General features: G+C 71.1%; 17 protein-coding genes. 8 read left to right on the top strand and 9 right to left on the bottom strand.

Going from position 1 to position 21,684, the window contains the following annotated elements:
• Positions 1-226: 226 nt before the first annotated feature.
• Positions 227-817, top strand: a complete 591-nt coding sequence (locus ACFY3I_RS12690; protein ID WP_390860572.1) for a DUF4232 domain-containing protein — start codon at positions 227-229, stop codon at positions 815-817.
• A 79-nt stretch (positions 818-896) separates the two neighbouring features.
• Here ACFY3I_RS12690 and ACFY3I_RS12685 read toward each other — a convergent pair whose 3' ends face one another.
• From ACFY3I_RS12685 to ACFY3I_RS12665, 5 genes are all read right to left on the bottom strand, one after another.
• On the bottom strand, positions 897-2,270 hold the full coding sequence (locus ACFY3I_RS12685; RefSeq protein WP_390860571.1) for an alpha-amylase family protein: 1,374 nt from the start codon (positions 2,268-2,270) through the stop codon (positions 897-899).
• A 151-nt stretch (positions 2,271-2,421) separates the two neighbouring features.
• Complete coding sequence (locus ACFY3I_RS12680; RefSeq protein ID WP_390860570.1) at positions 2,422-4,083, bottom strand: glycoside hydrolase family 13 protein; 1,662 nt, start codon at positions 4,081-4,083, stop codon at positions 2,422-2,424.
• 208 nt (positions 4,084-4,291) lie between these two features.
• On the bottom strand, positions 4,292-5,203 hold the full coding sequence (locus ACFY3I_RS12675) for a sugar ABC transporter permease (RefSeq protein WP_390860569.1): 912 nt from the start codon (positions 5,201-5,203) through the stop codon (positions 4,292-4,294).
• Between the two features lie 13 nt (positions 5,204-5,216).
• A complete protein-coding gene (locus ACFY3I_RS12670) occupies positions 5,217-6,221 on the bottom strand; it encodes a carbohydrate ABC transporter permease (protein ID WP_390860568.1) in 1,005 nt (334 codons plus the stop codon).
• Between the two features lie 103 nt (positions 6,222-6,324).
• Positions 6,325-7,599, bottom strand: coding sequence for an extracellular solute-binding protein (locus ACFY3I_RS12665; protein ID WP_365294561.1), 1,275 nt, complete (start codon positions 7,597-7,599; stop codon positions 6,325-6,327).
• A 394-nt stretch (positions 7,600-7,993) separates the two neighbouring features.
• Here ACFY3I_RS12665 and ACFY3I_RS12660 point away from each other — a divergent pair, with 394 nt between their 5' ends.
• Together ACFY3I_RS12660 and ACFY3I_RS12655 are read left to right on the top strand one after the other, a co-directional pair.
• Positions 7,994-9,016, top strand: coding sequence for a LacI family DNA-binding transcriptional regulator (locus ACFY3I_RS12660; protein ID WP_365294559.1), 1,023 nt, complete (start codon positions 7,994-7,996; stop codon positions 9,014-9,016).
• A 102-nt stretch (positions 9,017-9,118) separates the two neighbouring features.
• Positions 9,119-9,940, top strand: a complete 822-nt coding sequence (locus ACFY3I_RS12655; RefSeq protein ID WP_390860567.1) for a phosphatase PAP2 family protein — start codon at positions 9,119-9,121, stop codon at positions 9,938-9,940.
• Positions 9,941-10,089: 149 nt separating this feature from the next.
• On the opposite strand, the gene ACFY3I_RS12650 is transcribed toward ACFY3I_RS12655, so the two are convergent.
• Entirely contained in the window at positions 10,090-13,110 is a 3,021-nt protein-coding gene (locus tag ACFY3I_RS12650) for a bifunctional [glutamine synthetase] adenylyltransferase/[glutamine synthetase]-adenylyl-L-tyrosine phosphorylase (protein WP_390860566.1), read from the bottom strand.
• Between the two features lie 146 nt (positions 13,111-13,256).
• Between ACFY3I_RS12650 and ACFY3I_RS12645 the strand changes: the two genes are divergently transcribed.
• The 4 genes from ACFY3I_RS12645 to ACFY3I_RS12630 all read left to right on the top strand — a co-directional run bounded on the left by ACFY3I_RS12645 (position 13,257) and on the right by ACFY3I_RS12630 (position 17,386).
• Complete coding sequence (locus ACFY3I_RS12645; RefSeq protein ID WP_390860565.1) at positions 13,257-13,766, top strand: pyridoxamine 5'-phosphate oxidase family protein; 510 nt, start codon at positions 13,257-13,259, stop codon at positions 13,764-13,766.
• A 374-nt stretch (positions 13,767-14,140) separates the two neighbouring features.
• On the top strand, positions 14,141-15,013 hold the full coding sequence (locus ACFY3I_RS12640) for an alkaline phosphatase family protein (protein ID WP_390860889.1): 873 nt from the start codon (positions 14,141-14,143) through the stop codon (positions 15,011-15,013).
• Position 15,014: 1 nt separating this feature from the next.
• A complete protein-coding gene (locus ACFY3I_RS12635; RefSeq protein WP_390860564.1) occupies positions 15,015-16,361 on the top strand; it encodes an MFS transporter in 1,347 nt (448 codons plus the stop codon).
• 5 nt (positions 16,362-16,366) lie between these two features.
• Positions 16,367-17,386: a TolB family protein gene (locus ACFY3I_RS12630; RefSeq protein WP_390860888.1), complete on the top strand. Its 1,020-nt coding sequence runs from the start codon at positions 16,367-16,369 to the stop codon at positions 17,384-17,386.
• Positions 17,387-17,492: 106 nt separating this feature from the next.
• On the opposite strand, the gene ACFY3I_RS12625 is transcribed toward ACFY3I_RS12630, so the two are convergent.
• The 3 genes from ACFY3I_RS12625 to ACFY3I_RS12615 all read right to left on the bottom strand — a co-directional run bounded on the left by ACFY3I_RS12625 (position 17,493) and on the right by ACFY3I_RS12615 (position 20,145).
• Positions 17,493-18,260 carry a calcium-binding protein gene (locus ACFY3I_RS12625; protein WP_390860563.1) on the bottom strand — a complete coding sequence of 256 codons (768 nt, stop codon included), beginning with the start codon at positions 18,258-18,260 and terminating at the stop codon, positions 17,493-17,495.
• Between the two features lie 134 nt (positions 18,261-18,394).
• Positions 18,395-18,595 carry a hypothetical protein gene (locus tag ACFY3I_RS12620; protein WP_390860562.1) on the bottom strand — a complete coding sequence of 67 codons (201 nt, stop codon included), beginning with the start codon at positions 18,593-18,595 and terminating at the stop codon, positions 18,395-18,397.
• 188 nt (positions 18,596-18,783) lie between these two features.
• The gene (locus tag ACFY3I_RS12615; RefSeq protein ID WP_351325696.1) at positions 18,784-20,145 is read right to left on the bottom strand and encodes a glutamine synthetase family protein; all 1,362 of its coding nucleotides are present in this window, start codon (positions 20,143-20,145) and stop codon (positions 18,784-18,786) included.
• Positions 20,146-20,460: 315 nt separating this feature from the next.
• Here ACFY3I_RS12615 and ACFY3I_RS12610 point away from each other — a divergent pair, with 315 nt between their 5' ends.
• Positions 20,461-21,648 (top strand): globin domain-containing protein, encoded by a 1,188-nt coding sequence (locus ACFY3I_RS12610; RefSeq protein WP_390860561.1) that lies wholly within the window; start codon positions 20,461-20,463, stop codon positions 21,646-21,648.
• The last annotated feature ends 36 nt before the right edge of the window (positions 21,649-21,684 follow it).

Raw genomic sequence — 21,684 nt, 5'->3', positions numbered from 1 at the left:
CCTCGACCGCCGCACCCTCCGGGGTCGCCGAAGAACTCCCATCCCGGATGCCCGGCCCGTCGGCGACGGGCCGGGCATCCGGGATGGGAGATTTTTTCCGGGTTCCGGTGAACAGAACGGCTGTATCTCGCATCGAACCCTGTGCAGGTCACCAGAGGACGGCGCGGAGGGCGGGTACGGACACCGCCGCCGACCGCGCCGCGGAGCAGAGTGGAGCACCGTCATCGTGAACGATCACCGGAACACCATCGACAGGACCGGCACCGCCCCGCACCGCGCCCCCCGCGGGATCGGGCGCGCGGTGCTCGCCGTGGCCGCCGTCACCGGCCTGGGCCTCGCCTGGGCGGGCACCGCCGAGGCCGCGAGCCCGAGCGCCGCGAGGTCGACGCCGACCTGCTCCGCCGCCGCGCTCAAGGCCGGCTTCGGCCGGCAGCTCTCCGGCGGCATGAACCACCAGGGCGTCGTCATCACCCTGCGCAACCTCAGCGGCCGGACCTGCGCCCTGCGCGGCTATCCCGGCCTCGGCCTGGAGAACTCCGCGCACCACGCGCTCACGGCCCACACCCACTGGGGAAACACCTGGTACGCCAAGGACCCGGGCAGGAAGACCCTGGTCCTCAAGGACGGCCAGGGCGCCGAGGCCGTGATCGCCTGGACGCATGCCAACACCGGCACCTCGGGCGCGGTGCACGCCTCCTACCTGGAGATCACGCCGCCCGCCTCGACCCAGCACAAGACGCTGGCGTTCCCCCAGTGGGTGGACCACGGCGACCTCTCGGTCACCGCGCTCGCCACGCACGTCGACGTCACCCCTTGATCACGCGCGTCACCGGGACTCCTCGCCGGGGGCGAGGAGTCCCGGCCCGCGGCGGAGTCACCGGTACCCGCGGGACGGTTCAGCAGGCGGACTTCCCGGCGTAGACCGCGAGGGCCGTGTTGCCGCCGAGGGTCGCGGTGAGCTGCCCGGAGCCGTTCACCGTCACGCTCGTGTTGTTCTGCACGTTGCAGTACGTGCCCGCAGGCAGCGACGTCTGGTAGGTGCGGGTGAGGGACCCCGGTTCGTGGTTGATCGCCACGTATCCCTTCGTGCCCCGGCCGAAGGCGATCGCGTCGGCGCCGTCGTCCCACCAGTTCGTCACCGCCTGGCCGCGGGTCGCGTTGCGGAAGGCGACCATGCGGATGATCTCCGGCCAGGCGTGCTGGCACTTCCAGCCGTCCTGCCAGCAGGCGTTGACCGTGCCGCCGTTCGGCGGCCCCGCGTCGGCGTCGCTCCACTCGTAGCCGGAGTTGATGTCCGGCGCGCCGTAGGGGTAGGCGAGCATGAAGACGTTGGCCAGGGTGTAGTTCGCGCCGTCCTTGTAGTTCAGCGTCGAGCCGTTGCGCTCGGTGTCGTGGTTGTCGACGAAGACCCCGGCGACCGAGCTGCTCATGTACCCCCAGCCCTCGCCGTAGTTCTTGAGGTAGGCGAGGTTCTCGTCGTTGAAGACGCGCTTGAGGTCGTAGGCGTAGCGGAACTCCTGGACGTCCCCGTTGCCGGTGTACTCGGTGGGCTGGACGGCCTCGCCGGCGCCGTAGATGACCTCCTGCTTCCAGTAGGCGGACGGGTTGGTGAGCCGGGACTTGATGTCGGCGAGGTCCTCGGCCGGGATGTGCTTGGCCGCGTCGATGCGGAACCCGTCGACGCCGAGGCCCAGCAGGTCGTTCAGGTAGCCGGCGATGGTCTTGCGGACGTACTCCTCGCCGGTGTCCAGGTCGGCCAGGCCGACGAGTTCGCAGTGCTGGACGTTCCAGCGGTCGGCGTAGTTCGAGACGGGCGAGGTGCAGTCGTCGAAGTCGTAGGAGGAGTACAGGCCGGGGTAGTCGTACTTCGTGTACGAGGAGCCGCCGGTGCCGGTGCCGCTGCCCGCGGACATGTGGTTGATCACCGAGTCGACGACCACCTTCACACCGGCCGCGTGGCAGGTGTTCACCATGCTCTGGAAGGCCGTGCGGTCGCCGAGGCGGCCCGCGATCTTGTACGACACCGGCTGGTACGAGGTCCACCACTGCGGGCCCTGTATGTGCTCGGCGGGCGGGGAGACCTGGACGTATCCGTAGCCGGCGGGGCCCAGGGTGGCGGTGCACTCCTTGGCGACCGAGGCGTACTTCCACTCGAAGAGGACGGCGGTGACGTCCTTGGTGCCGGGCGGGGAGGCGGCCGCGACAGACGGGGCCATGACAACGCTACAGGCGGCGAGCGCCAGTGCGGCGGAGAGGATCTTGGGTGCCATGTGGGGGTTCCTTCGTCATTGAAGGCGCCGATGAAGGCTCTTGCTGAAATGTTGCGGAAACCTTGCGGTTGCGCAGATGTTAAGGGCCCGCTCCCCGAATGGGTAGCGGGCCCTCAGAAGTTGCCGCAATCAATTACCGGATGACGCTCCGTCAGGCGGTCGTCCACCACACGGTGGTGTCGGCCGGCAGCTTCGCCTCGCCGTCGGCCTCGGTCACCTCACCGCTGCTGAGCAGCAGGCGGCCGTAGGCCGGAGTGGTCACCGACTCCCCACCGGTGTTCGCCACGCACACGAACTCCCCGCGCCGGAAGGCGAGTACGCCCTCCGGGGCGCGCAGCCACTCCACCGCCTCGCCGGCTCCCAGGTCGGGCTGGGCGCGTCGGAGGCGGAGCGCGGCCCGGTACAGCTCCAGGGTGGAGCCGGCCTCCCCGCTCTGCGCCTCCACGCTCAGCCCGCCCCAGCTCGCGGGCTGCGGCAGCCAGCTGCCCCCGTCACCGAAGCCGTACGACGACCCGTCCCGCGTCCAGGGGATCGGCACCCGGCAGCCGTCCCGGAAGCCGTCCTGACCGGCGCCGCGGAAGTAGGCCGGGTCCTGGCGGACCTCGTCGGGCAGGTCGACGACGTCGGGCAGGCCCAGCTCCTCGCCCTGGTAGACGTACGCCGAACCGGGCAGCGCGAGCATCAGCAGGCTGGCCGCCCGTGCCCTGCGCAGCCCGAGCTCCCGGTCACCGGCGGTACGGATCTGGGTGCCGAGGCCGGGCGGGTTGGCGAAGCGGGTGGCGTGCCGGGTGACGTCGTGGTTGGACAGGACCCAGGTGGCGGGGGCCCCGACCGGGCGCATCGCCTCCAGGGTGCGGTCGATGACCGTGCGCAGCTCCTTCGCGTCCCAGGCGGTGCTCAGGTACTGGAAGTTGAAGGCCTGGTGCAGCTCGTCCGGGCGGACGTAGTTGGCGGTGCGCTCCACGGTCGGGGTCCAGGCCTCGGCGACGAAGATGCGCTCGCCCGCGTACTCGTCCAGGACGTGCCGCCACTGCCGGTAGATCTCGTGCACGCCGTCCTGGTCGAAGAACGGCATGACATCGTTGCCCAGCAGCTTCAGCTGGTCGGCGCCGCCGAGGTCCGGAAGACCCTCCGCCTTCACCAGGCCGTGCGCCACGTCGATGCGGAAGCCGTCCACGCCCATGTCCAGCCAGAAGCGCAGGATGGAGCGGAACTCGTCGCCGACGGCCGGGTGCTCCCAGTTGAAGTCGGGCTGCTCGGGGGCGAAGAGGTGCAGGTACCACTCACCGTCCGGCACCCGCGTCCAGGCCGGGCCGCCGAAGATGGACTCCCAGTCGTTGGGCGGCAGCTCACCGCTGACGCCCTTGCCCGGGCGGAAGTGGTAGCGGTCCCGCAGCGGCGAGCCGGGGCCTTCCGCGAGCGCGCGCTTGAACCACTCGTGCTGGTCGGAGGAGTGGTTCGGGACCAGGTCGACGATGACCCTGAGGTCCAGCCCGTGGGCGTCCCGGATCAGCGCGTCGGCGTCCAGCAGGTTGCCGAACATCGGGTCCACGGCCCGGTAGTCGGCGACGTCGTAGCCGGCGTCGGCCTGCGGGGAGGCGTAGAACGGGCTGAGCCACACGGCGTCGACACCGAGGTCACGCAGGTACGGGAGTCTGGAACGCACACCCTCCAGGTCGCCCATGCCGTCGCCGTTGCTGTCGGCGAAGCTGCGCGGATAGACCTGGTAGATCACCGCGTCCCGCCACCAGTCGCTGCGCTTGGCTTTGGCGGAGTTCGGTGCCGGGGCGATGGCGGAGTGCTGCTGGCTCATGGCGTCCTTGGTACGTGAAGGGGTCGTCGGATCAAGCGTGTGTGGATCGGTGATGACGAGACGGCCGCGGTGTCAGCGGGGTCGGATGGACATCGCGGCCGCCTCGGGTTTCGGGTGCGGCGCCGTCGGGGCTGGTCGCGCCCACTCGGCGGAGCCGCACATCAGATACAGTCCCGCGCCCCTTGCGGGGCGCCGGTGAACCGGCGTGCTACCCCTTCGTTCCGCCCGCGGTGAGCCCGGTCACCAGGTTCTTCTGCACGAGGTAGAAGAACACGGCCACCGGTATCGCGATCAGCACGGCCGTCGCGGTCATCAGGTTGCGCTGCGCGTCGTGCTCGCTGATGAAGCTCTGCAGTCCCACCGCGAAGGTGTACTTGTCGTCGCTCAGCATGAACGTGGACGCGAACGCCACCTCGCCGAAGGCGGTGAGGAAGTTGTAGAACGCGGCGACCGCGAGGCCCGGCTTGGCGAGCGGCAGGATCAGCCGGAAGAAGGTGCCGAACGGGGAGAGCCCGTCGACCCGGCCGGCCTCGTCGATCTCGAACGGGATCGTGTCGAAGTAGCCCTTCAGCAGCCACGCCGTGTAGGGGACGACGGTGGTGCAGTAGACCAGGATCAGACCGAGGTAGCTGTCGATGAGCCCGAGCCTCGACAGGATCTGGTACATCGGCACGATCAGGACGGCGATCGGGAACATCTGGGTGACCAGCAGCAGCCACATGAACTTCCGGTAGCCCGGGAAACGCATCCGGGACACCGCGTAGCCGGTGGTGGACGCGAGGATCAGGCCGATGACCGTGGTACCGCCGACGACGATCATCGTCGTACGGAACCAGTCCCAGAAGCCGGTGTGCTGGAGGACGAAGGAGTAGTTGTCCAGGGTCATCTTGTGCCAGATGCCGCCCGGATGGAGGTAGTCGTCCTTGTCCGGGCCCAGCGACAGGAAGATCAGCCAGCCGACCGGGAAGAACGCGATCAGGCTCGCGACGCCCAGCAGGCCGTGGGTGACGGCGGTGCCGAGCGGACCGCGCTCGCCCCGGCGGCGGACACGGCGCGTACTGCTGGTCACAGGTGCCTCCTCGGTGACCTGGGCGGAGGTCTCGACAGTGGTCGTACTCATGGGAACTCCTGCCTCAGATCGCGAGCTGCTGGTCGTTGCGGTTGAGCCAGCGGCGGTAGAAGGAGGTGAAGACGATCAGGACGGCCAGCAGCAGCATGCCGTAGGCGGCGGACTGGGCGAAGTCACGCGGCTGCTGTCCGAAGCCGAGGTAGTACGCCCAGGTGACCAGGATCTGCGCGTCGGGGGCGGTGTTGCCGAACAGCAGGAAGATGACGGCGAACTGGTTGAACGTCCAGATGATGCCGAGCAGGACCACCGTGGAGCTGACGGACCGCAGACCCGGAAGGGTGACGTACCGGAAGCGCTGCCAGGCGCTCGCGCCGTCCATCTCGGCGGCCTCGTAGAGCGTGCCGTCGATGGCCTGCAGGCCGCCGAGCAGCGAGAGCATCATGAACGGCACACCGCACCAGGTGTTGACGAGGATCGCCGCGGCCCGCTGCCAGAAGGTGTCCTCCAGCCAGTCGGGTTGCGGCAGATGGAGGAAGTGCAGGGCGGCGTTGACGATGCCGCCGTCGGCGAGCATGAACCGCCAGCCGAACACGGTGACGAAGGTCGGCACCGCCCAGGGCAGCACCAGGACCATGCGGTAGAAGGTGCGGCCGCGGAACTTCTCGTTCAGCAGCAGGGCCAGGCCCAGGCCGATGGTGTAGTGCAGGGTGACGCAGAGCGCGGTCCAGACGATCGTCCAGACGAAGTGCGACCAGAAGCGGTCGTAGGACGTCGGGCCGAACAGGATGTCCTTGTAGTTGTCCAGGCCGACGAAACTGTAGGTGGCGTCGATGTGGTTGACGCCGATGGTGCGGGCGGTGTTGAGGCTGTTGGCGTCCGTCAGCGTCAGGTAGAAGCCGTACACCAGCGGGTAGATGACGAGCGCCCCGAGGACCACCGCCACGGGGGCGATCATCGCGTAGGCGTACCAGTACTTCTGGTAGTTGTTGCGGATCCGCCGGCCCAGCCCTGGGCGGGGCGCGCGGTCGCCGTGGCGCTTGCCGGTCGCGCGGTCGATGGCGACTGTCATGGTTCGACACCTTCTGGGTTTTCCGGGATCGGGCTGGGCACAGGCTCGTGGCCGCCGGGTCCTGTCCCTGTCCGTCAGGGGGGATCCGGCGGCCACGCGGGGCTTACTTGCTGAAGTCGGGGACGAGCTTCTCGACCCCGAGTTCGGCGGTGCTCAGACCCTTGTCGAGGGTCTCCTTGCCACCGGCGATCTTGGTCAGCTCGGTGCCGACCGGACCCCACAGGGAGGAGTACTCGGCGAGCGCCGGGCGCGGCTGCGCGGAGGACAGGACCGCCTGGTAGCCGGCGATGCCCGGGTCGGCCTTGACCTCCGCCGTGTAGGCGTCGGAGCGGGTCGGCAGGGTGGAGTTCTTCAGCGCGATCTGCGTCTGCGTCTTGGCGGAGGTCATGAAGGCGACGAACTTCTCGGCCGCCTCCTGGTGCGCCTTGTCGATGCCGGCGTAGATGGAGAGGTTGTGGCCGCCGGTCGGGGCGCCCGCCTTGCCGGTGGAGCCGGCCGGGACGGTGGCGATGCCGAGGTTGGACTTGTCGCCGAACGCGGAGCCCTTGTAGAAGTTGGTGATCTCCCAGGGGCCCTCCATGGTCATGGCGACCTTGCCGTTGACGAAGGCGTCCTGGCGGTGGGCGTAGGCGTCGGCGGTGGTGTCCGCCTTCTGCAGGCCCTTGCCGGAGTAGAGGTCCAGCCAGGTCTGGTAGCCCTTCTTGGCCGCCGCCGAGGTGAGGGTGATCTTCTTGGCGGAGGCGTCGACCATGTCGGTGCCCTCGCCGTAGAGGAAGGGCTGCGTGTAGTACGCGGCCTCGGGACCCCAGTAGCCGGTGACCTTGGCCTTGTCCTGGATCTTGGCGGCGTCGGTCCGCACCTCGTCCCAGGTCTTGGGGGCCTCGGTGATGCCGGCCTTCTTCAGCAGGGCCTTGTTGTAGACGAGCGCCAGGGTGTCGGTGACCAGCGGCACGCCGTAGGTCTTGCCCTCGTACTGGGCCTGCGTCATCAGGCTGGGCTGGAACTTGTCCTTGTCCGCGAGCGCGCCGGTGCCGTCCAGCGGCAGGAAGTAGCCGGCCTTGGCGAAGGCGGGCGTCCAGCCGACCTCGGAGCGCAGCACGTCGGGTGCGCCCTTGCCGGACTGGGCCGCGGTGTCGAACTTGTTCTGCGCCTGGTCGAACTGGACGTCGACGTAGTTGACCTTGATGCCCTTGTTGGCGGCTTCGAACTCCTTGACCAGGGCCTTGTAGGTCGGTGCCTCATTGGTGGCGTTGGAGGTGTCCCACCAGGTGATGGTGACCGGGCCGTCCGACTTGCTGTCGCTGTCGCTCCCGCCGCACGCCGTCGCCGTGAGGGCGAGGGACGCCACCAGCGCGGAGGCCGCTATGCCACGCCGCATGAGTTCTCCTTGAGGGTGAAAAGCCCGAGTGATGCGAGGGCGGTCCCGTCCGCCGTCCTCGCCGTCGTGCCGACAGCGCCTTTGCGGCGGCCGGGCGTCAGGGAACGTAACAGCGATGTAAGCGTGACGAAAGACCTTGCAGCAAAAAAGTGCAAGAGATCTTCGAAGTTATCCGCGCGTGACCTCCTGGCGACCGCCGTGAGACGCTTGCCTGCCGGTTGTTTTCGGCGGTAGAGCGCTACAGGGGCCACTTGTGCAAGACTCTGCAAGCTCTTGCCATCACGTTTCACGAGGGAGTGCGATGACGCAGCAGCCCGGACCGGGCCGCCCCCCAGGCCGCATCAGGCGCCCGATCGGTGTGCAAGGGGACATACGGCCGGTACAGTCCAGTGCCGTGACCACACGGCTTGCCGACATCGCAGCGCAGGCGGGGGTGAGCGAGGCGACCGTCAGCCGGGTCCTCAACGGGAAGCCGGGCGTCGCCGCCACCACCCGCCAGTCCGTGCTCGCCGCGCTGGACGTGCTCGGCTACGAGCGTCCGGTACGGCTTCGGCAGCGCAGCGAGGGCCTGGTGGGGCTGATCACCCCCGAACTGGAGAACCCGATATTCCCGGCCCTGGCCCAGGTCATCGGACAGGCCCTGACCCGGCAGGGCTACACGCCCGTGCTCGCCACCCAGACCCCCGGCGGGTCCACCGAGGACGAGCTGACCGAGATGCTGGTGGACCGCGGGGTCGCGGGCATCATCTACGTCTCCGGCCTGCACGCCGACACCACCGCCGACATGCAGCGCTACGAGCGGCTGCGGGCCCAGGGCGTGCCCTACGTCCTGGTGGACGGCTTCTCGCCCAAGGTGCAGGCGCCGTTCATCTCCCCCGACGACCGGGCGGCGATGACCCTGGCCGTCACCCACCTCGTCTCCCTCGGCCACACCCGCATCGGCCTCGCCCTCGGCCCCAAGCGGTTCGTGCCGGTGCAGCGCAAGATCGAGGGCTTCGTACGGGCCGTGCAGGACCAGTTGGGGCTGCACGCCGACACGATCGAGACCGAGCTGGTGCAGCACTCCCTGTACACCCTGGAGGGCGGTCAGGCGGCCACCACGGCGCTCATCGACCGCGACTGCACGGCGATCGTCTGCGCCAGCGACATGATGGCCCTCGGTGCGATACGGGCGGCCCGGCAGCGGGGTCTGGACGTCCCCAAGGACGTCTCGGTGGTCGGTTTCGACGACTCCCCGCTGATCGCCTTCACCGACCCGCCGCTCACCACGATCCGCAAGCCGGTCCCCGCGATGGGGCAGGCCGCGGTGCGCACCCTCCTGGAGGAGATCGGCGGGACGCCGGCTCCGCACAGCGAGTTCGTTTTCATGCCGGAATTGGTGGTACGCGGTTCTACGGCGGCGGTACCCGGGAAGTAGTCGCGGTGCCGTAGGCCGGGCTCCGCACGCCGTAGACATGCACCGTAAAGCCAACCTTGGGATGATCTGTCGAAGACGTCTTTTCTGGCAGACTCTGTGCCTATGAGTGACTCGACCGTGACAGAGCCGGAAGGTCGCGCACAGCAGACCCTTCCGCGGACCGTCACGGGCGAGGGGGACCGTGGGCTCCTGCGCCGGCTGCGCACACCGCGCCGGCCCCGGCTGTGGTTCGAGATCCTGCTGATCGCGGTGAGTTACTGGATCTACTCGCTCATCCGCAACGCGGTCCCGGAGCAGAAGGCGCAGGCGCTGCGCAACGCGGACTGGATCTGGCGGACCGAGCACCAGCTGGGGATCGCCGTCGAGACGTCGGTCAACCACGCGGTCAACTCGGTGACTTGGCTGATCGTCGGGATGAACTACTACTACGCGACACTGCACTTCGTGGTGACGCTGGGTGTGCTGGTGTGGCTCTACCGCCACCATCCCGGCCGCTACGCGGCCGCCCGCCTCGCCCTCTTCGCCACCACGGGCGTGGCCCTCCTCGGGTACTACCTGTTCCCGCTCTCCCCGCCGCGGCTGATGACCGGTGGCGGCTTCGTGGACACGGTGACGGTCCACCACACCTGGGGTTCGATGGCCTCCGGCGACCTCAAGCACATGTCCAACCAGTACGCCGCGATGCCGTCCATGCACATCGGCTGGTCGCTGTGGTGCGGCCTGACGGTCTTCGCCCTGGCGTCGGTGCCGTGGGCACGGGTGCTGGGGCTGCTGTACCCGACGGCCACCCTGCTGGTCATCGTCGCCACCGCCAACCACTTCTGGCTGGACGCGGTGGGCGGTCTGCTCTGCCTGGCCTTCGGCTTCACCACGGCCGGCCTCTGGTACGGCACACCGCCCTACTCCCTGCCCAGGAGAACGTAGCCCGTCCCGCGCGGACCCCGTCCCGCGGGGACCCCGTCCCGCGGGGACCCGGGGAACCGCGCGACCGGCCCCGCCCACCCGCGCCGCAGACACGGCCGCGCCGCAGACGCGGCCACGCCGGGCACACGAACGCCCCCGGCCACGAACTCCTACGCGCCGTAGAAGAGCTCGTCCACCACCACCCGGGCCCGCCGCGCGGTCCGCCGGTACGCGTCGAGCATGTCCCCGGCGTGCCCGTCCCCGTACCCCAGGTACCGGCCCACCGCGGCCAGCTCCCGGGTCTCGGGGGGAAACGTGTCGCCGGCCCGCCCCCGCACCAGCATGACCGCGTTCCGCACCCGGGTGGCCAGCACCCACGCCTCGTCCAGGATCCCGGCCTCCTCGGCCCCCAGCAGCCCCGCCGCGCAGGCCGCGGCCAGCGCCTGGCGGGTCCGGGTGGTCCGCAGGCCCGGCTCGGCCCAGCCGTGCCGCATTTGCAGCAGCTGCACGGTCCACTCGACGTCGGACAGCCCGCCCGGTCCGAGCTTGGTGTGCAGCTTGGGGTCGGTCCCGCGCGGCAGCCGCTCGGACTCCATCCGCGCCTTCAGCCGCCGGATCTCGCGCACCGCGTCCTCGCCGAGCCCCTCCACCGGGTACCGCAGCGGATCGACCAGTTCGATGAACCGGCGACCCAACTCCTCGTCGCCTGCGACCGGTTCCGCGCGCAGCAGGGCCTGGGACTCCCACACCAGCGACCACCTGCGGTAGTACGCCTCGTAGGACTTGAGCGTGCGCACCAGCGGCCCGGACTTGCCCTCGGGGCGCAGGTCGGCGTCGATCAGCAACGGCGGGTCTGCGCTCGGGATCTGGAGCAGCCGCCGCATCTCGGAGACGACCTTGTTCGCCGCGTCGGCGGCCTCCCGCTCGGCCACACCGTCCTGGGGCTCGTGCACGAACAGCACGTCGGCGTCGGACCCGTAGCCGAGCTCGTGCCCGCCGAACCGGCCCATCCCGATGATCGTGAACCGGGTCGGCAGGGTGTCGCCCCAGCCGTCGCGGACCACCGCCCGCAGCGTCCCGGCCAGGGTGGCCGCCGTGAGGTCGGAGACCGCGCCGCCGACCCGGTCCACCAGGGCTCCCTGGTCCGCCTCGACGGGGTTGGCCTCGGTGCCGTAGGAGTCGACGATGTCGGCGGCGGCCGTACGGAACAGCTCGCGGCGGCGCACACCGCGCGCGGCCCGCACGCCGTCCGCGGCGTTGTCGGCGCGGCCGACGGCGGCGAGGGTCTCCCGTTCCAGCTGGGCGCGGCCGCGGGGTTCGAGGCCGCCGCCGGGGCCGCCTGCCTCGCGGGCACCGCTGTCGCCGTCGCCGAGCAGGGCGACCGCCTCGGGGGCGCGCATCAGCAGGTCGGGGGCGAGCCGGCCGGCCGACAGCACCCGGGCGAGGTTCTCCGCGGCGGCGCCCTCGTCCCTGAGCAGCCGCAGGTACCAGGGGGTCTTGCCGAGCGCGTCGGAGACCTTGCGGAAGTTCAGCAGGCCCGCGTCCGGGTCGGCGGAGTCGGCGAACCAGCCCAGCAGGACGGGCAGCAGGGTGCGCTGGATGGCGGCCTTGCGGGTGACGCCCGAGGCGAGGGCCTCCAGATGGCGCAGGGCGGCCGCCGGGTCGGCGTAACCGAGCGCCTCCAGGCGTTCCCTGGCCGCCTTCGGGCTCAGCCTGGCCTCGCCCGGCCCGAGTTGGGCGACCGCGTCGAGCAGCGGACGGTAGAAGAGCTTCTCGTGCAGGCGCCGTACGACACCGGTGTGCCGCTTCCACTCGCGGATCAGCTCGGTCACCGGGTCGGTGCGCAGGCCGAGGGAGCGGCCGAGGCGCCGCAGGTCGGCCTGGTCCTCGGGGACCAGGTGGGTGCGGCGCAGCCGGTAGAGCTGGATGCGGTGCTCCATGGAGCGCAGGAAGCGGTAGGCGTCGTCGAGCTGGCCGGCGTCGGCGCGGCCCACGTAGCCGCCCGCGGCCAGCGCCTGGAGGGCGACCAGGGTGGTGCCGGAGCGGACACTGGCGTCGGCCCGTCCGTGCACCAACTGGAGCAGCTGGACGGCGAATTCGACGTCGCGCAGTCCGCCGGGACCCAGCTTCAGCTCGCGGTCGACCTCGGCGACGGGGATGTTCGCCACCACCCGGCGGCGCATCTGCTGCACGTCGGCGACGAAGTTCTCGCGCTCGGCGGCCTTCCAGACCAGCGGTTCGAGGGCGTCGGTGTACTCCTGGCCGAGTTCGGGATCGCCCGCGACCGGGCGGGCCTTGAGCAGGGCCTGGAACTCCCAGGTCTTGGCCCAGCGCTGGTAGTAGGCGAGGTGGCTGCTCAGCGTGCGGACGAGGGGGCCGTTGCGGCCCTCGGGCCGGAGGTTGGCGTCGACCGGCCAGATCGAGCCCTCCACCGTGGTCTCGGAGCAGATCCGCATCATGTGCGAGGCGAGCTTGGTGGCCGAGCGCAGGGCCTTGGCCTCGTCGGCGCCGGCGGCGGCCTCGCCGACGAAGATGACGTCCACGTCGGACACGTAGTTCAGCTCGTGGCCGCCGCACTTGCCCATGGCGATCACCGCGAGCCGGCAGGCGGCGGCGTCGTCGGGCGCGGCACGCTCGGCGATGGCCAGGGCCGCGCGCAGGGTGGCGGTGGCGAGGTCGGCGAGCTCGGCGGCGGTCTCGGCGACGTCGGTGGTGCCGCACACGTCCCGGGCGGCGATGGACAGCAGGCAGCGCCGGTAGGCGACCCGGAGGCCCACCGGGTCGACGGCCTCGGACAGGCCGCGTTCGAACTCCGCGACGCCGGGGTGCAGGTCCCGGGGTTCGTAGGTGACCAGGGCCTCCCAGTCCCGCGGGTGCCGGGCCAGGTGGTCGGCCAGGGCGGCGGAGGCGCCGAGGACGCCCAGCAGGCGGTCCCGCAGCGGTTTGGCCGCTATCAGGGTGTCGAGCAGTTCCCGGTGCGCGGTGGGGCCGGGCTGGGCCTCCAGCAGTCGTACCAGGCCGTCCAGGGCGAGATCAGGGTCGGCGGTGGCACCGAGTGCCTCCAGGAGGACCGGGTCGTCGCGGACGGCCGCCAGCTCGGGGCCGTCGAGCAGCCGTTCGGCGGCCGAGGCATCGGTGAAGCCGTGCCGCAGCAGTCGCGTGAAAGTACTGCTCCTGCGCCCCGGCGTCATCCGCGGCCTCCCCTCGGCTCGTCAACCGGATCAAGGTCGTCCTCGCCAGAGCCTAACCGCAGACCCGGTCCCGGGCGCCGATGAGTTCGCGGCGCGGCCGCGGTCTGTACAGGGTGTGCACGGACAGGAGAACCGGAGGAGGCATCATGCGCGAACCCGAGGGTGTGCTGGACGCCCGCTACAGCAGCCCCGGCACCCGGGCCCACGACTGGTCCGAGGCGGAGAAGCTGCTCACCGGCGCGGAACTGTTCTGGCTCGCCACGGTACGGCCGGACGGGCGGCCGCACGTCACCCCGCTGATCGCGGTGTGGCACGACGGCGCGCTGCACTTCAGCACCGGCGGCGACGAGCGCAAGGCGCGCAACCTCGCCGCGAACCCGCAGGTCGTACTCACCACCGGACGCAACGACTGGGCCCGGGGGTACGACCTGACCGTGGAGGGCGCGGCGGTGCGGGTCACCGACGACGGCCGGCTGCGCGAGCTGGCGGCGGCGTGGGAGGCGAAGTACGGCGCCGCCTGGCACTACGAGGTGGCCGACGGCTGCTTCCGGCACGGGCCCGGCGCGGCCCTGGTCTTCGCGGTGCGGCCCCGCAAGGTCCTCGGCTTCGGCAAGGGCGAGCCGTTCAGCCAGACGACGTGGACGTGGACCGAGTAGACGCTCGGGCGCTCCGCTGCGAGCACGGTGCCGTATGTCCTTCGGCCGCGGCGGTGTGGAATGCCGTCGCGCGGCCGCGGCTTTGTCGTGGCTGGTCGCGCAGTTCCCCGGGCCGCTGAAGGGCGCTGGACTCCCGGCGTCTCGTGGGAGCCGTTGCGGCACGTTCTGAGGGGGTGCTGGCCTTGCGGCGTCTCGTGGGATCCGTTGCGGAGCGTCGCGGTCATCGGGAGCAGTTCACCCGCTCTTCATCCGTCCGGCCGGGCGCGGTGGGACAGGGGATTGTTGGCGTGTGCATGCTCTGTCCGCACCGCCACCGACCCTCCCCCTTCCCAGCACCGGAGGTTGATGTGTCCGGCAGTTCCGCACGTTCGGCGATGCTGCGCCGAGCCCGTACGACGGTGGCCTCCGCCACCGCCTTCACCGCGGCCGCGGTCGGCCTGTGGACCGGGCTTGGCGGCACGTCCGCGCACGCCGCGAGTGCCGTGCCGACCCCCGACCACGTGATCGTCGTGGTCTTCGAGAACCACGCCTACTCCCAGGTCATCGGCTCCTCCAGCGCCCCGTACATCAACTCGCTGGCCACCGGCGGCGCCAACCTGACCCAGATGTACGCCGAGACCCACCCGAGCCAGCCCAACTACTTCGCCCTGTTCTCCGGCGCCACCCAGGGCATCACCGACGACGGCTGCTACACCGCGGGCTTCTCCACGGCGGCGAACATCGCCTCCGAGCAGCTCGCCGCCGGCCGCACCTGGGCCAGCTACAACGAGACCCTGCCCAGCCAGGGTTCGACCACGTGCAGCAGCGGCGACTACGCGCGCAAGCACAACCCGTGGTTCGGCTTCAAGAACGTGCCGACCTCGAGCGCGAAGACGTTCGCCCAGTTCCCCACCGACTTCACCACCCTGCCCCAGCTCTCCTTCGTCACCCCCAACCTGTGCAGCGACATGCACGACTGCTCGGTGTCCACCGGTGACACCTGGCTGAAGAACAAGCTCGGCGCGTACGCGACCTGGGCCAAGACCCACAACAGCCTCCTCGTCGTCACCATGGACGAGGACAACCGGCTGGCCGGCAACCGCATCCCGACGGTCCTGTACGGACAGCCGGTCAAGGCGGGATCGACCTCCTCCACCACCTACAACCACTACGACCTGCTGCGCACCCTGGAGGACGGCCAGGGCCTGAGCGCGCACGCGGGCAACGCCGCCTCCGCCGACGACATCACCGGGATCTGGGCGTCCTGACGTGTACGTAGCGGACAGCCGAGCGAGCACCCCGGCGGCGTCCGCGGAAGGTACCGTCCGGCCGGAGACAGCCGGGCGGTACCGCACCGCGGTCGCCCCCACCGTCCTCGCCCTCGGCACGGTGAGCCTGATCACGGACGTGTCCTCCGAGATGGTGACGGCGGTCCTGCCGCTGTACCTGGTGGCGGGCCTCGGCCTGTCCCCGCTGGGCTTCGGCCTCCTGGACGGCGTCTACAACGGCTTCTCGGCGGTCGTACGCCTGGCCGGCGGCCATCTCGCCGACCGCGGCGGCGGCCGGCACAAGTGGGTGGCGGGCGCGGGCTACGCCCTGTCGGCCCTGTGCAAACCGCTGCTGCTGCTCGCCCACACCCTCACCCCCATCGGCCTGGTCCTGGCGGCGGACCGCACCGGCAAGGGCCTGCGCACGGCCCCGCGCGACGCCCTGATCTCGCTCTCCAGCACCCCCGAGACCCGGGGCCGGGCCTTCGGCGTGCACCGGGCGATGGACACGGCGGGCGCGCTGCTCGGCCCGCTGGCCGCGTTTCTCATCCTCCGGGCGACGGTGGACGGCTACGACGCGGTGTTCACGGTGAGCTTCTGCGTGGCGGTGGTCGGCGTCCTGGTGCTGGTGCTGTTCGTGCCGGGTGGGCGTGGCGAAGTCGTACCGGGAGGCCGTGGCGAAGTCGTACCCGGTGACCCGGGCGAAGTCGTACCGGGGGGAGGCCGTGGCGAAGCGGCCGCCTCCGCAGCCGCCCGCCCGACCCTGCGCGCGGCGCTCGCCCTGCTCACCCACCGCGACCTGCGCCGGCTCACGGTCTGCGCGCTGCTCCTGGGCCTCGCGACGGTGAGCGACTCCTTCGTCTACCTGCTGCTGCAGCGCCGGCTGGGCGTCCCGGACCGCTGGTTCGCCCTGCTCCCCCTCGGTACGGCGGCCGCGTTCCTCCTCCTGGCCGTCCCGCTGGGCAGGCTGGCGGACCGCTGGGGCCGCTGGCGCGTCTTCCTGACCGGCCACGGGGCCCTGCTGCTGGCGTACGCCCTGCTGCTCACGTCCTGGCACGGCACGGCCCTGCCGTACGCGGTCCTCGCCCTGCACGGCACGTTCTACGCGGCGACCGACGGGGTGCTGATGGCGGCCGCCTCGGACAGCGTGCCCGAGGCGCTGCGCTCGTCGGGCCTGGCGCTGGTCCAGACGGGCCAGGCGGGCGCGCGGTTCGCCTGCTCGCTGGCGTTCGGCGCGGCGTGGACGCTGTGGGGCGACCGTACGGCGCTGCTGCTGGCCACGGTCGCCCTGGCCGCGTGCGCCGGGTACGCCGTCTCCCTGCGCCCCTTCCGGAAGGCCGCCGCATGACGCCGATGACGCTCCGCTCCCGCCTCCTGATCCTGCTCTCGGCGCTGGTGGTCCTGACGGCGGTCGCCCTGACCGCCGTCCTGCACGCCTCGGCGCGGGCGGAGCGCCGCGACCAGGCGCAGGCGGGCGGCCCCGAGGTCACCGCGGGGAGGGTCACCCTGACCACCCCCCACCGCATGGTCTTCCGCAACATGGCGTGGGGTCCGCACCGGGACGAACTGACGGCGGTCCCGGCGTCGGACCCGGCCGCCCCGCGCACCGCGTCGGGCGTCAAGTGCCTGCGGTTCCACGCGGCCGCCGGCACCGGAGTCTGCCTCCAGGCCGTCCACGGCCCGGTCTCTGACACCTACCGCGCCCTGGTCCTGGACGCGGACCTGCACGCCACCGCCCATTACGACGTCCCCGGCATCCCGTCCCGCGCCAGGGTCTCCCCCACCGGCCGGTACGCGGCCTGGACGGCGTTCGTGGGCGGCGACTCGTACGCGGGCACGGACTTCTCCACACGCACGGCGATCGTCGACACGCGTACCGGGGAACTGATCCCCTCGCTGGAGGCGTTCCGGATCGTCAAGGACGGAAGGACGTACCACGCGGCGGACGTCAACTTCTGGGGCGTCACCTTCGCGTCCGACGACCGCACCTTCTACGCCACCCTGGCGACGAAGGGGTCGACGTACCTGGTCCGCGGCGACCTGCGCAGCCGCACGGTCACCACCCTCCACCCGAACGTGGAATGCCCCTCCCTGTCCCCCGACGGCACCCGCGTCGCCTACAAGAAGCGCGTCAGGGGCCTCCCGAAGGACGCCCCCTGGCACCTGTACGTCCTGGACCTCCGGACCATGCGCGAGACCCCGCTGGCGGAGCCGCGCAGCGTCGACGACCAGGCGCTCTGGAAGGACGCGCACACGGTCGTCTACGCGCTGCCGGGCGACTACGGGGCGGACCTGTACGAGACCCCGGCGGACGGCACGGGAAAGCCGCGGCGGATCAGCGTGTCCGCGGTGTCGCCGGCGTATCTGCCCTGACCGGCACGGATCTTCCCTGACCGGCACGAACCGGCACGGACCGGCTCCCGAAGGCCTGGGAGCCGTGCCGCCGGGATGGCCCGGAGCCGCCGCCGTCTCAGGGCGACTACTTCACGGCGACGCCGTCCCCGGTCGCGTTGGCCGCGCCGGTGGTGCCGGTGCCGGCGAACCGCCAGCGCCAGGTGCCGGCCGAGTGCGCGGTGACGGTCGTCCGCAGCTTCCCGCTTCCGTCCGTGGTCACCGTCTTGACGGTGCCGTACGTCGAGGAACCGGCCTTCTTGAACTGGAGGGCGACGTGCTGGGCGCCGAAGCCGTCGTAGCCGCCGCCGGTCCAGTCGGCGCGGCTCAGGGTCCCGGTCACGGTGAGCGCGTGCCCCTTGGCGACGGGCTCGGGGCCCGCCTGGGTGGCGGTGAGCCGGGCGTAGCGCTTGACCTTCATCGTCTTGCTGGTGGTCAGCCCGTAGTAGTCGCCGTCCTTGGCCGCGGCCTCGGCGTCGAGGTGCCAGGTGCCCGCGTCGGCGTTCTTGAGGTTCTCGTAGTCGGCGCCGTCCGGGTCCAGGAGGTACTTGAAGACGCACTTCATCGTCGTCGAGGAGGGCCTGGTGCAGTCGGCGCTCCTGGGGAAGGCGATGCGGCCGGCGGGGCTGACCAGCTTGCCGCCGTAGATGTTCTTGATACCGGAGTTGTCCTTGACGGTCGCCGTGACCGTCAGGCCGTGCGCCGTGCTGGCGCCGAGATAAAGGGTGGACTTGCTGAAGGTCACCGACGTGAAGACGGTGTCACCCTTGTGGGTGTCCGCCTGCGCGGCGGGGGCGGACAGGGCCAGCACCGCAAGGGTGCCCGCGGCGGCGGCCGCGGCCGTACGGATGTGCATCTCTCTCCCACACGATCAGCCGGATCTTCGTCCGGGCGTGCAGAAGACACGCGAGGCCGCCTGTTGGTTGTACGGCGGACACCCCTGGTTCACCGCACGTCCGCCCGGACCCGAGGGAGCCGCGCGGCGCCGGCTCACCCGGGGCGCTTCAGGAGCACGGCGACTCCCGTGTTCCACATGGACTGCGTTCCCCCCTGGCTGTTGCTGCTGTAACTCGCGCTGACGGGCACCACACCCACCGCTTCCCAACCTTCCCGGCCCGCGGCGTTCAGCGCCTCCTCCCAACCGGCATCCCCGTTGATCCGGACCGTCCGGTACTCCCACGCGGTCGCCAACTCCGCCCCTCCTTCACATCCTTGACGAGACGTCACCCCGCCGACTGTGACACGCCCGGCGACCCGGGCGACAGGGTGCGGCACACACCACCGGATACGGCCGGCAGGACAAGACAGGACGGGGCCGACGGTCACGTACCGTCGGCCCCCACTCGTCTGACAGACGGGAAGCCCGCCCCGCCCCGCCCCTACAGCACCGGCAGGTTCTTCCGCAGCTCGAAGGCCGTGACCTCGCTGCGGTACTCGTGCCACTCCGCGCGCTTGTTGCGCAGGAAGAAGTCGAAGACGTGTTCCCCGAGGGTCTCGGCGACCAGGTCGCTGCGTTCCATCAGGGTCAGGGCCTCGCCGAGGTTCTGCGGGAGGGGCTCGATGCCCATCGCCCGGCGCTCCGCGTCGGACAGGGCCCAGACGTCGTCCTCGGCGCCCGGCGGGAGCTCGTAGCCCTCCTCGATGCCCTTCAGGCCGGCCGCGAGCAGGAGGGCGTAGGCCAGGTACGGGTTGGCGCCGGAGTCGATGGAGCGGACCTCGACCCGCGCCGAGCCCGTCTTGCCGGGCTTGTACATCGGGACCCGGACCAGCGCGCTGCGGTTGTTGTGGCCCCAGCAGATGTAGGAGGGGGCCTCGCCGCCGGCACCGGCGGTGCGCTCGGAGCCGCCCCAGATGCGCTTGTAGGAGTTCACCCACTGGTTGGTGACCGCCGAGATCTCCGCGGCGTGCTTGAGCAGGCCCGCGATGAAGGAGCGGCCGACCTTGGAGAGCTGGAACTCCGCGCCGGACTCGTAGAACGCGTTCCGGTCGCCCTCGAAGAGGGACAGGTGGGTGTGCATGCCCGAGCCGGGGTGCTCGGAGAACGGCTTCGGCATGAAGGTCGCGTGCACGCCCTGCTCCAGCGCCACCTGCTTCATGACCAGGCGGAACGTCATGATGTTGTCCGCGGTGGACAGCGCGTCGGCGTACCGGAGGTCGATCTCCTGCTGGCCGGGCGCGCCCTCGTGGTGGGAGAACTCGACCGAGATGCCCATCGACTCCAGCATGGTGATCGCCTGGCGGCGGAAGTCCATGCCGACGTTGGTCGGGGTGTGGTCGAAGTAGCCCGAGTTGTCGGCCGGGATGGGGCGGGTGCCGTCCAGCGGGCGGTCCTTGAGCAGGAAGAACTCGATCTCGGGGTGGGTGTAGAAGGTGAAGCCGAGGTCGGAGGTGCGGGCCAGGGCCCGCTTGAGGACGTAGCGCGGGTCGGCGAAGGACGGAGAGCCGTCCGGCATCAGGATGTCGCAGAACATGCGGGCCGTGCCGGGGGTCTCCGCGCGCCACGGCAGGACCTGGAAGGTGGACGGGTCCGGCTTGGCGATCATGTCGGACTCGTAGACCCGGGCGAAGCCCTCGATCGCGGAGCCGTCGAAGCCGATGCCCTCGTCGAAGGCCTGCTCCAGCTCGGCCGGGGCCACGGCGACGGACTTGAGGAAACCCAGCACGTCCGTGAACCACAGGCGTACGAACCGGATGTCCCGCTCCTCCAAGGTCCGGAGCACGAACTCCTGCTGCTTGTCCATCTTCCGCTTCCCCATCCTTGCTGGTCAGGCCGCCTGATCCCGGTCCCACAGGAGGCGGTCGGGCACCTGAGCATCACACCACAACAGCATTTCATGCGCGTTGCGGACCATGATCGCCCCGGCGTCCCGGGCCTGAACGGCTCCCGTACGGCAGGTGTACCGCTCTGGCGCCCATCTTGCCTGCTCGCCCAGGCATCCGTAACGGCCGCTCCGCATCCCGAGTGACCGAGACCACGGACTTTAAATTTGAATCTCAGATGCAAGTTTTAATACGGTCGAGGCGCAGAACCGTCCGGCGAGCCACAAGGAGCCCCGATGCTGTCCGAACCGTCCGCTGCCACCGTCCGCGCCACCCTCCCCGCCGTCGGCGCGGCCATCGGCGAGATCTCCGAGCGCTTCTACGCCCGCCTGTTCGCCGCCCACCCCGGCCTCCTGCGCGACCTCTTCAACCGCGGCAACCAGGCCGCAGGCACCCAGCGCCAGGCCCTCGCCGGCTCCATCGCCGCCTTCGCCGCGCACCTGCTGGACCACCCCGACCAGCGGCCCGACGCCCTGCTCGGCCGCATCGCCCACAAGCACGCCTCCCTCGGGGTCGCGCCCGAGCAGTACACGGTGGTCCACGAGCACCTCTTCGCCGGCATCGCCGAGGTGCTCGGCGACGCCGTCACCCCCGAGGTCGCGGCCGCCTGGGACGAGGTCTACTGGCTGATGGCGAACGCCCTGACCGCGATCGAGAAGCGGCTGTACGAGGAGAGCGGCGACACCGGGCTGCGGCCCTGGCGGGTCGTCGAGCGGGTCACGGAGACCGCGGACGTCGTCACCTTCCGGGTGCGGCCCGCGGACGGCGGGGCGGTCCGCGGCTTCCGGGCCGGGCAGTACGTCTCGGTGGGGGTCACGCTCCCCGACGGCGCCCGCCAGATCCGCCAGTACAGCCTGTCGGGGGCGCCGGGCGAGTCGGTCCGCCAGTTCAGCGTCAAGCGGGTGTCCGGCGACGCCGCGACCCCCGACGGCGAGGTCTCCCACCACCTGCACGCGCGCGTGCGCGAAGGCGACGTCCTGGAGCTCTCCGAGCCGTTCGGCGACCTCGTCCTGGACGGCACCGCGGACCGGCCCCTGCTGCTCGCCTCCGCGGGCATCGGTGTCACCCCGATGGCGGCGATGCTCGCCGCGCTCGCGGCCGACGGTCACCGCGCCCCGGTCACGGTGGTGCACGGCGACCGCTCCCCCGCCCACCACGCCCTGCGCGCCGACCACACGGCGTACGCGGCGAAACTGCCGGACGCCGCCGTGCACCTCTTCTACGAGCGCGACGGCGAGCCGGGCACCCGCACCGGCCGGGTGGACCTCGCCGGCATCGACGTCGCGCCGGGCACGCGCGCGTACCTGTGCGGTCCGCTGCCCTTCATGCGCGCGGTGCGCGCCCAGCTGATCGAGAAGGGCGTGTCCGCGGCCGACATCCACTACGAGGTGTTCGGCCCGGACCTGTGGCTGGCTCGGGCCTGACCCGACGCCTCCCCACAGGCGAGCCCGGTGGGGAGG

The organism is Streptomyces sp. NPDC001068, assembly GCF_042897315.1.
Taxonomy (GTDB): domain Bacteria; phylum Actinomycetota; class Actinomycetes; order Streptomycetales; family Streptomycetaceae; genus Streptomyces.
Note: the sequence above shows the minus strand (reverse complement) of the source record. Positions and strands in the feature narration are given on the sequence as shown.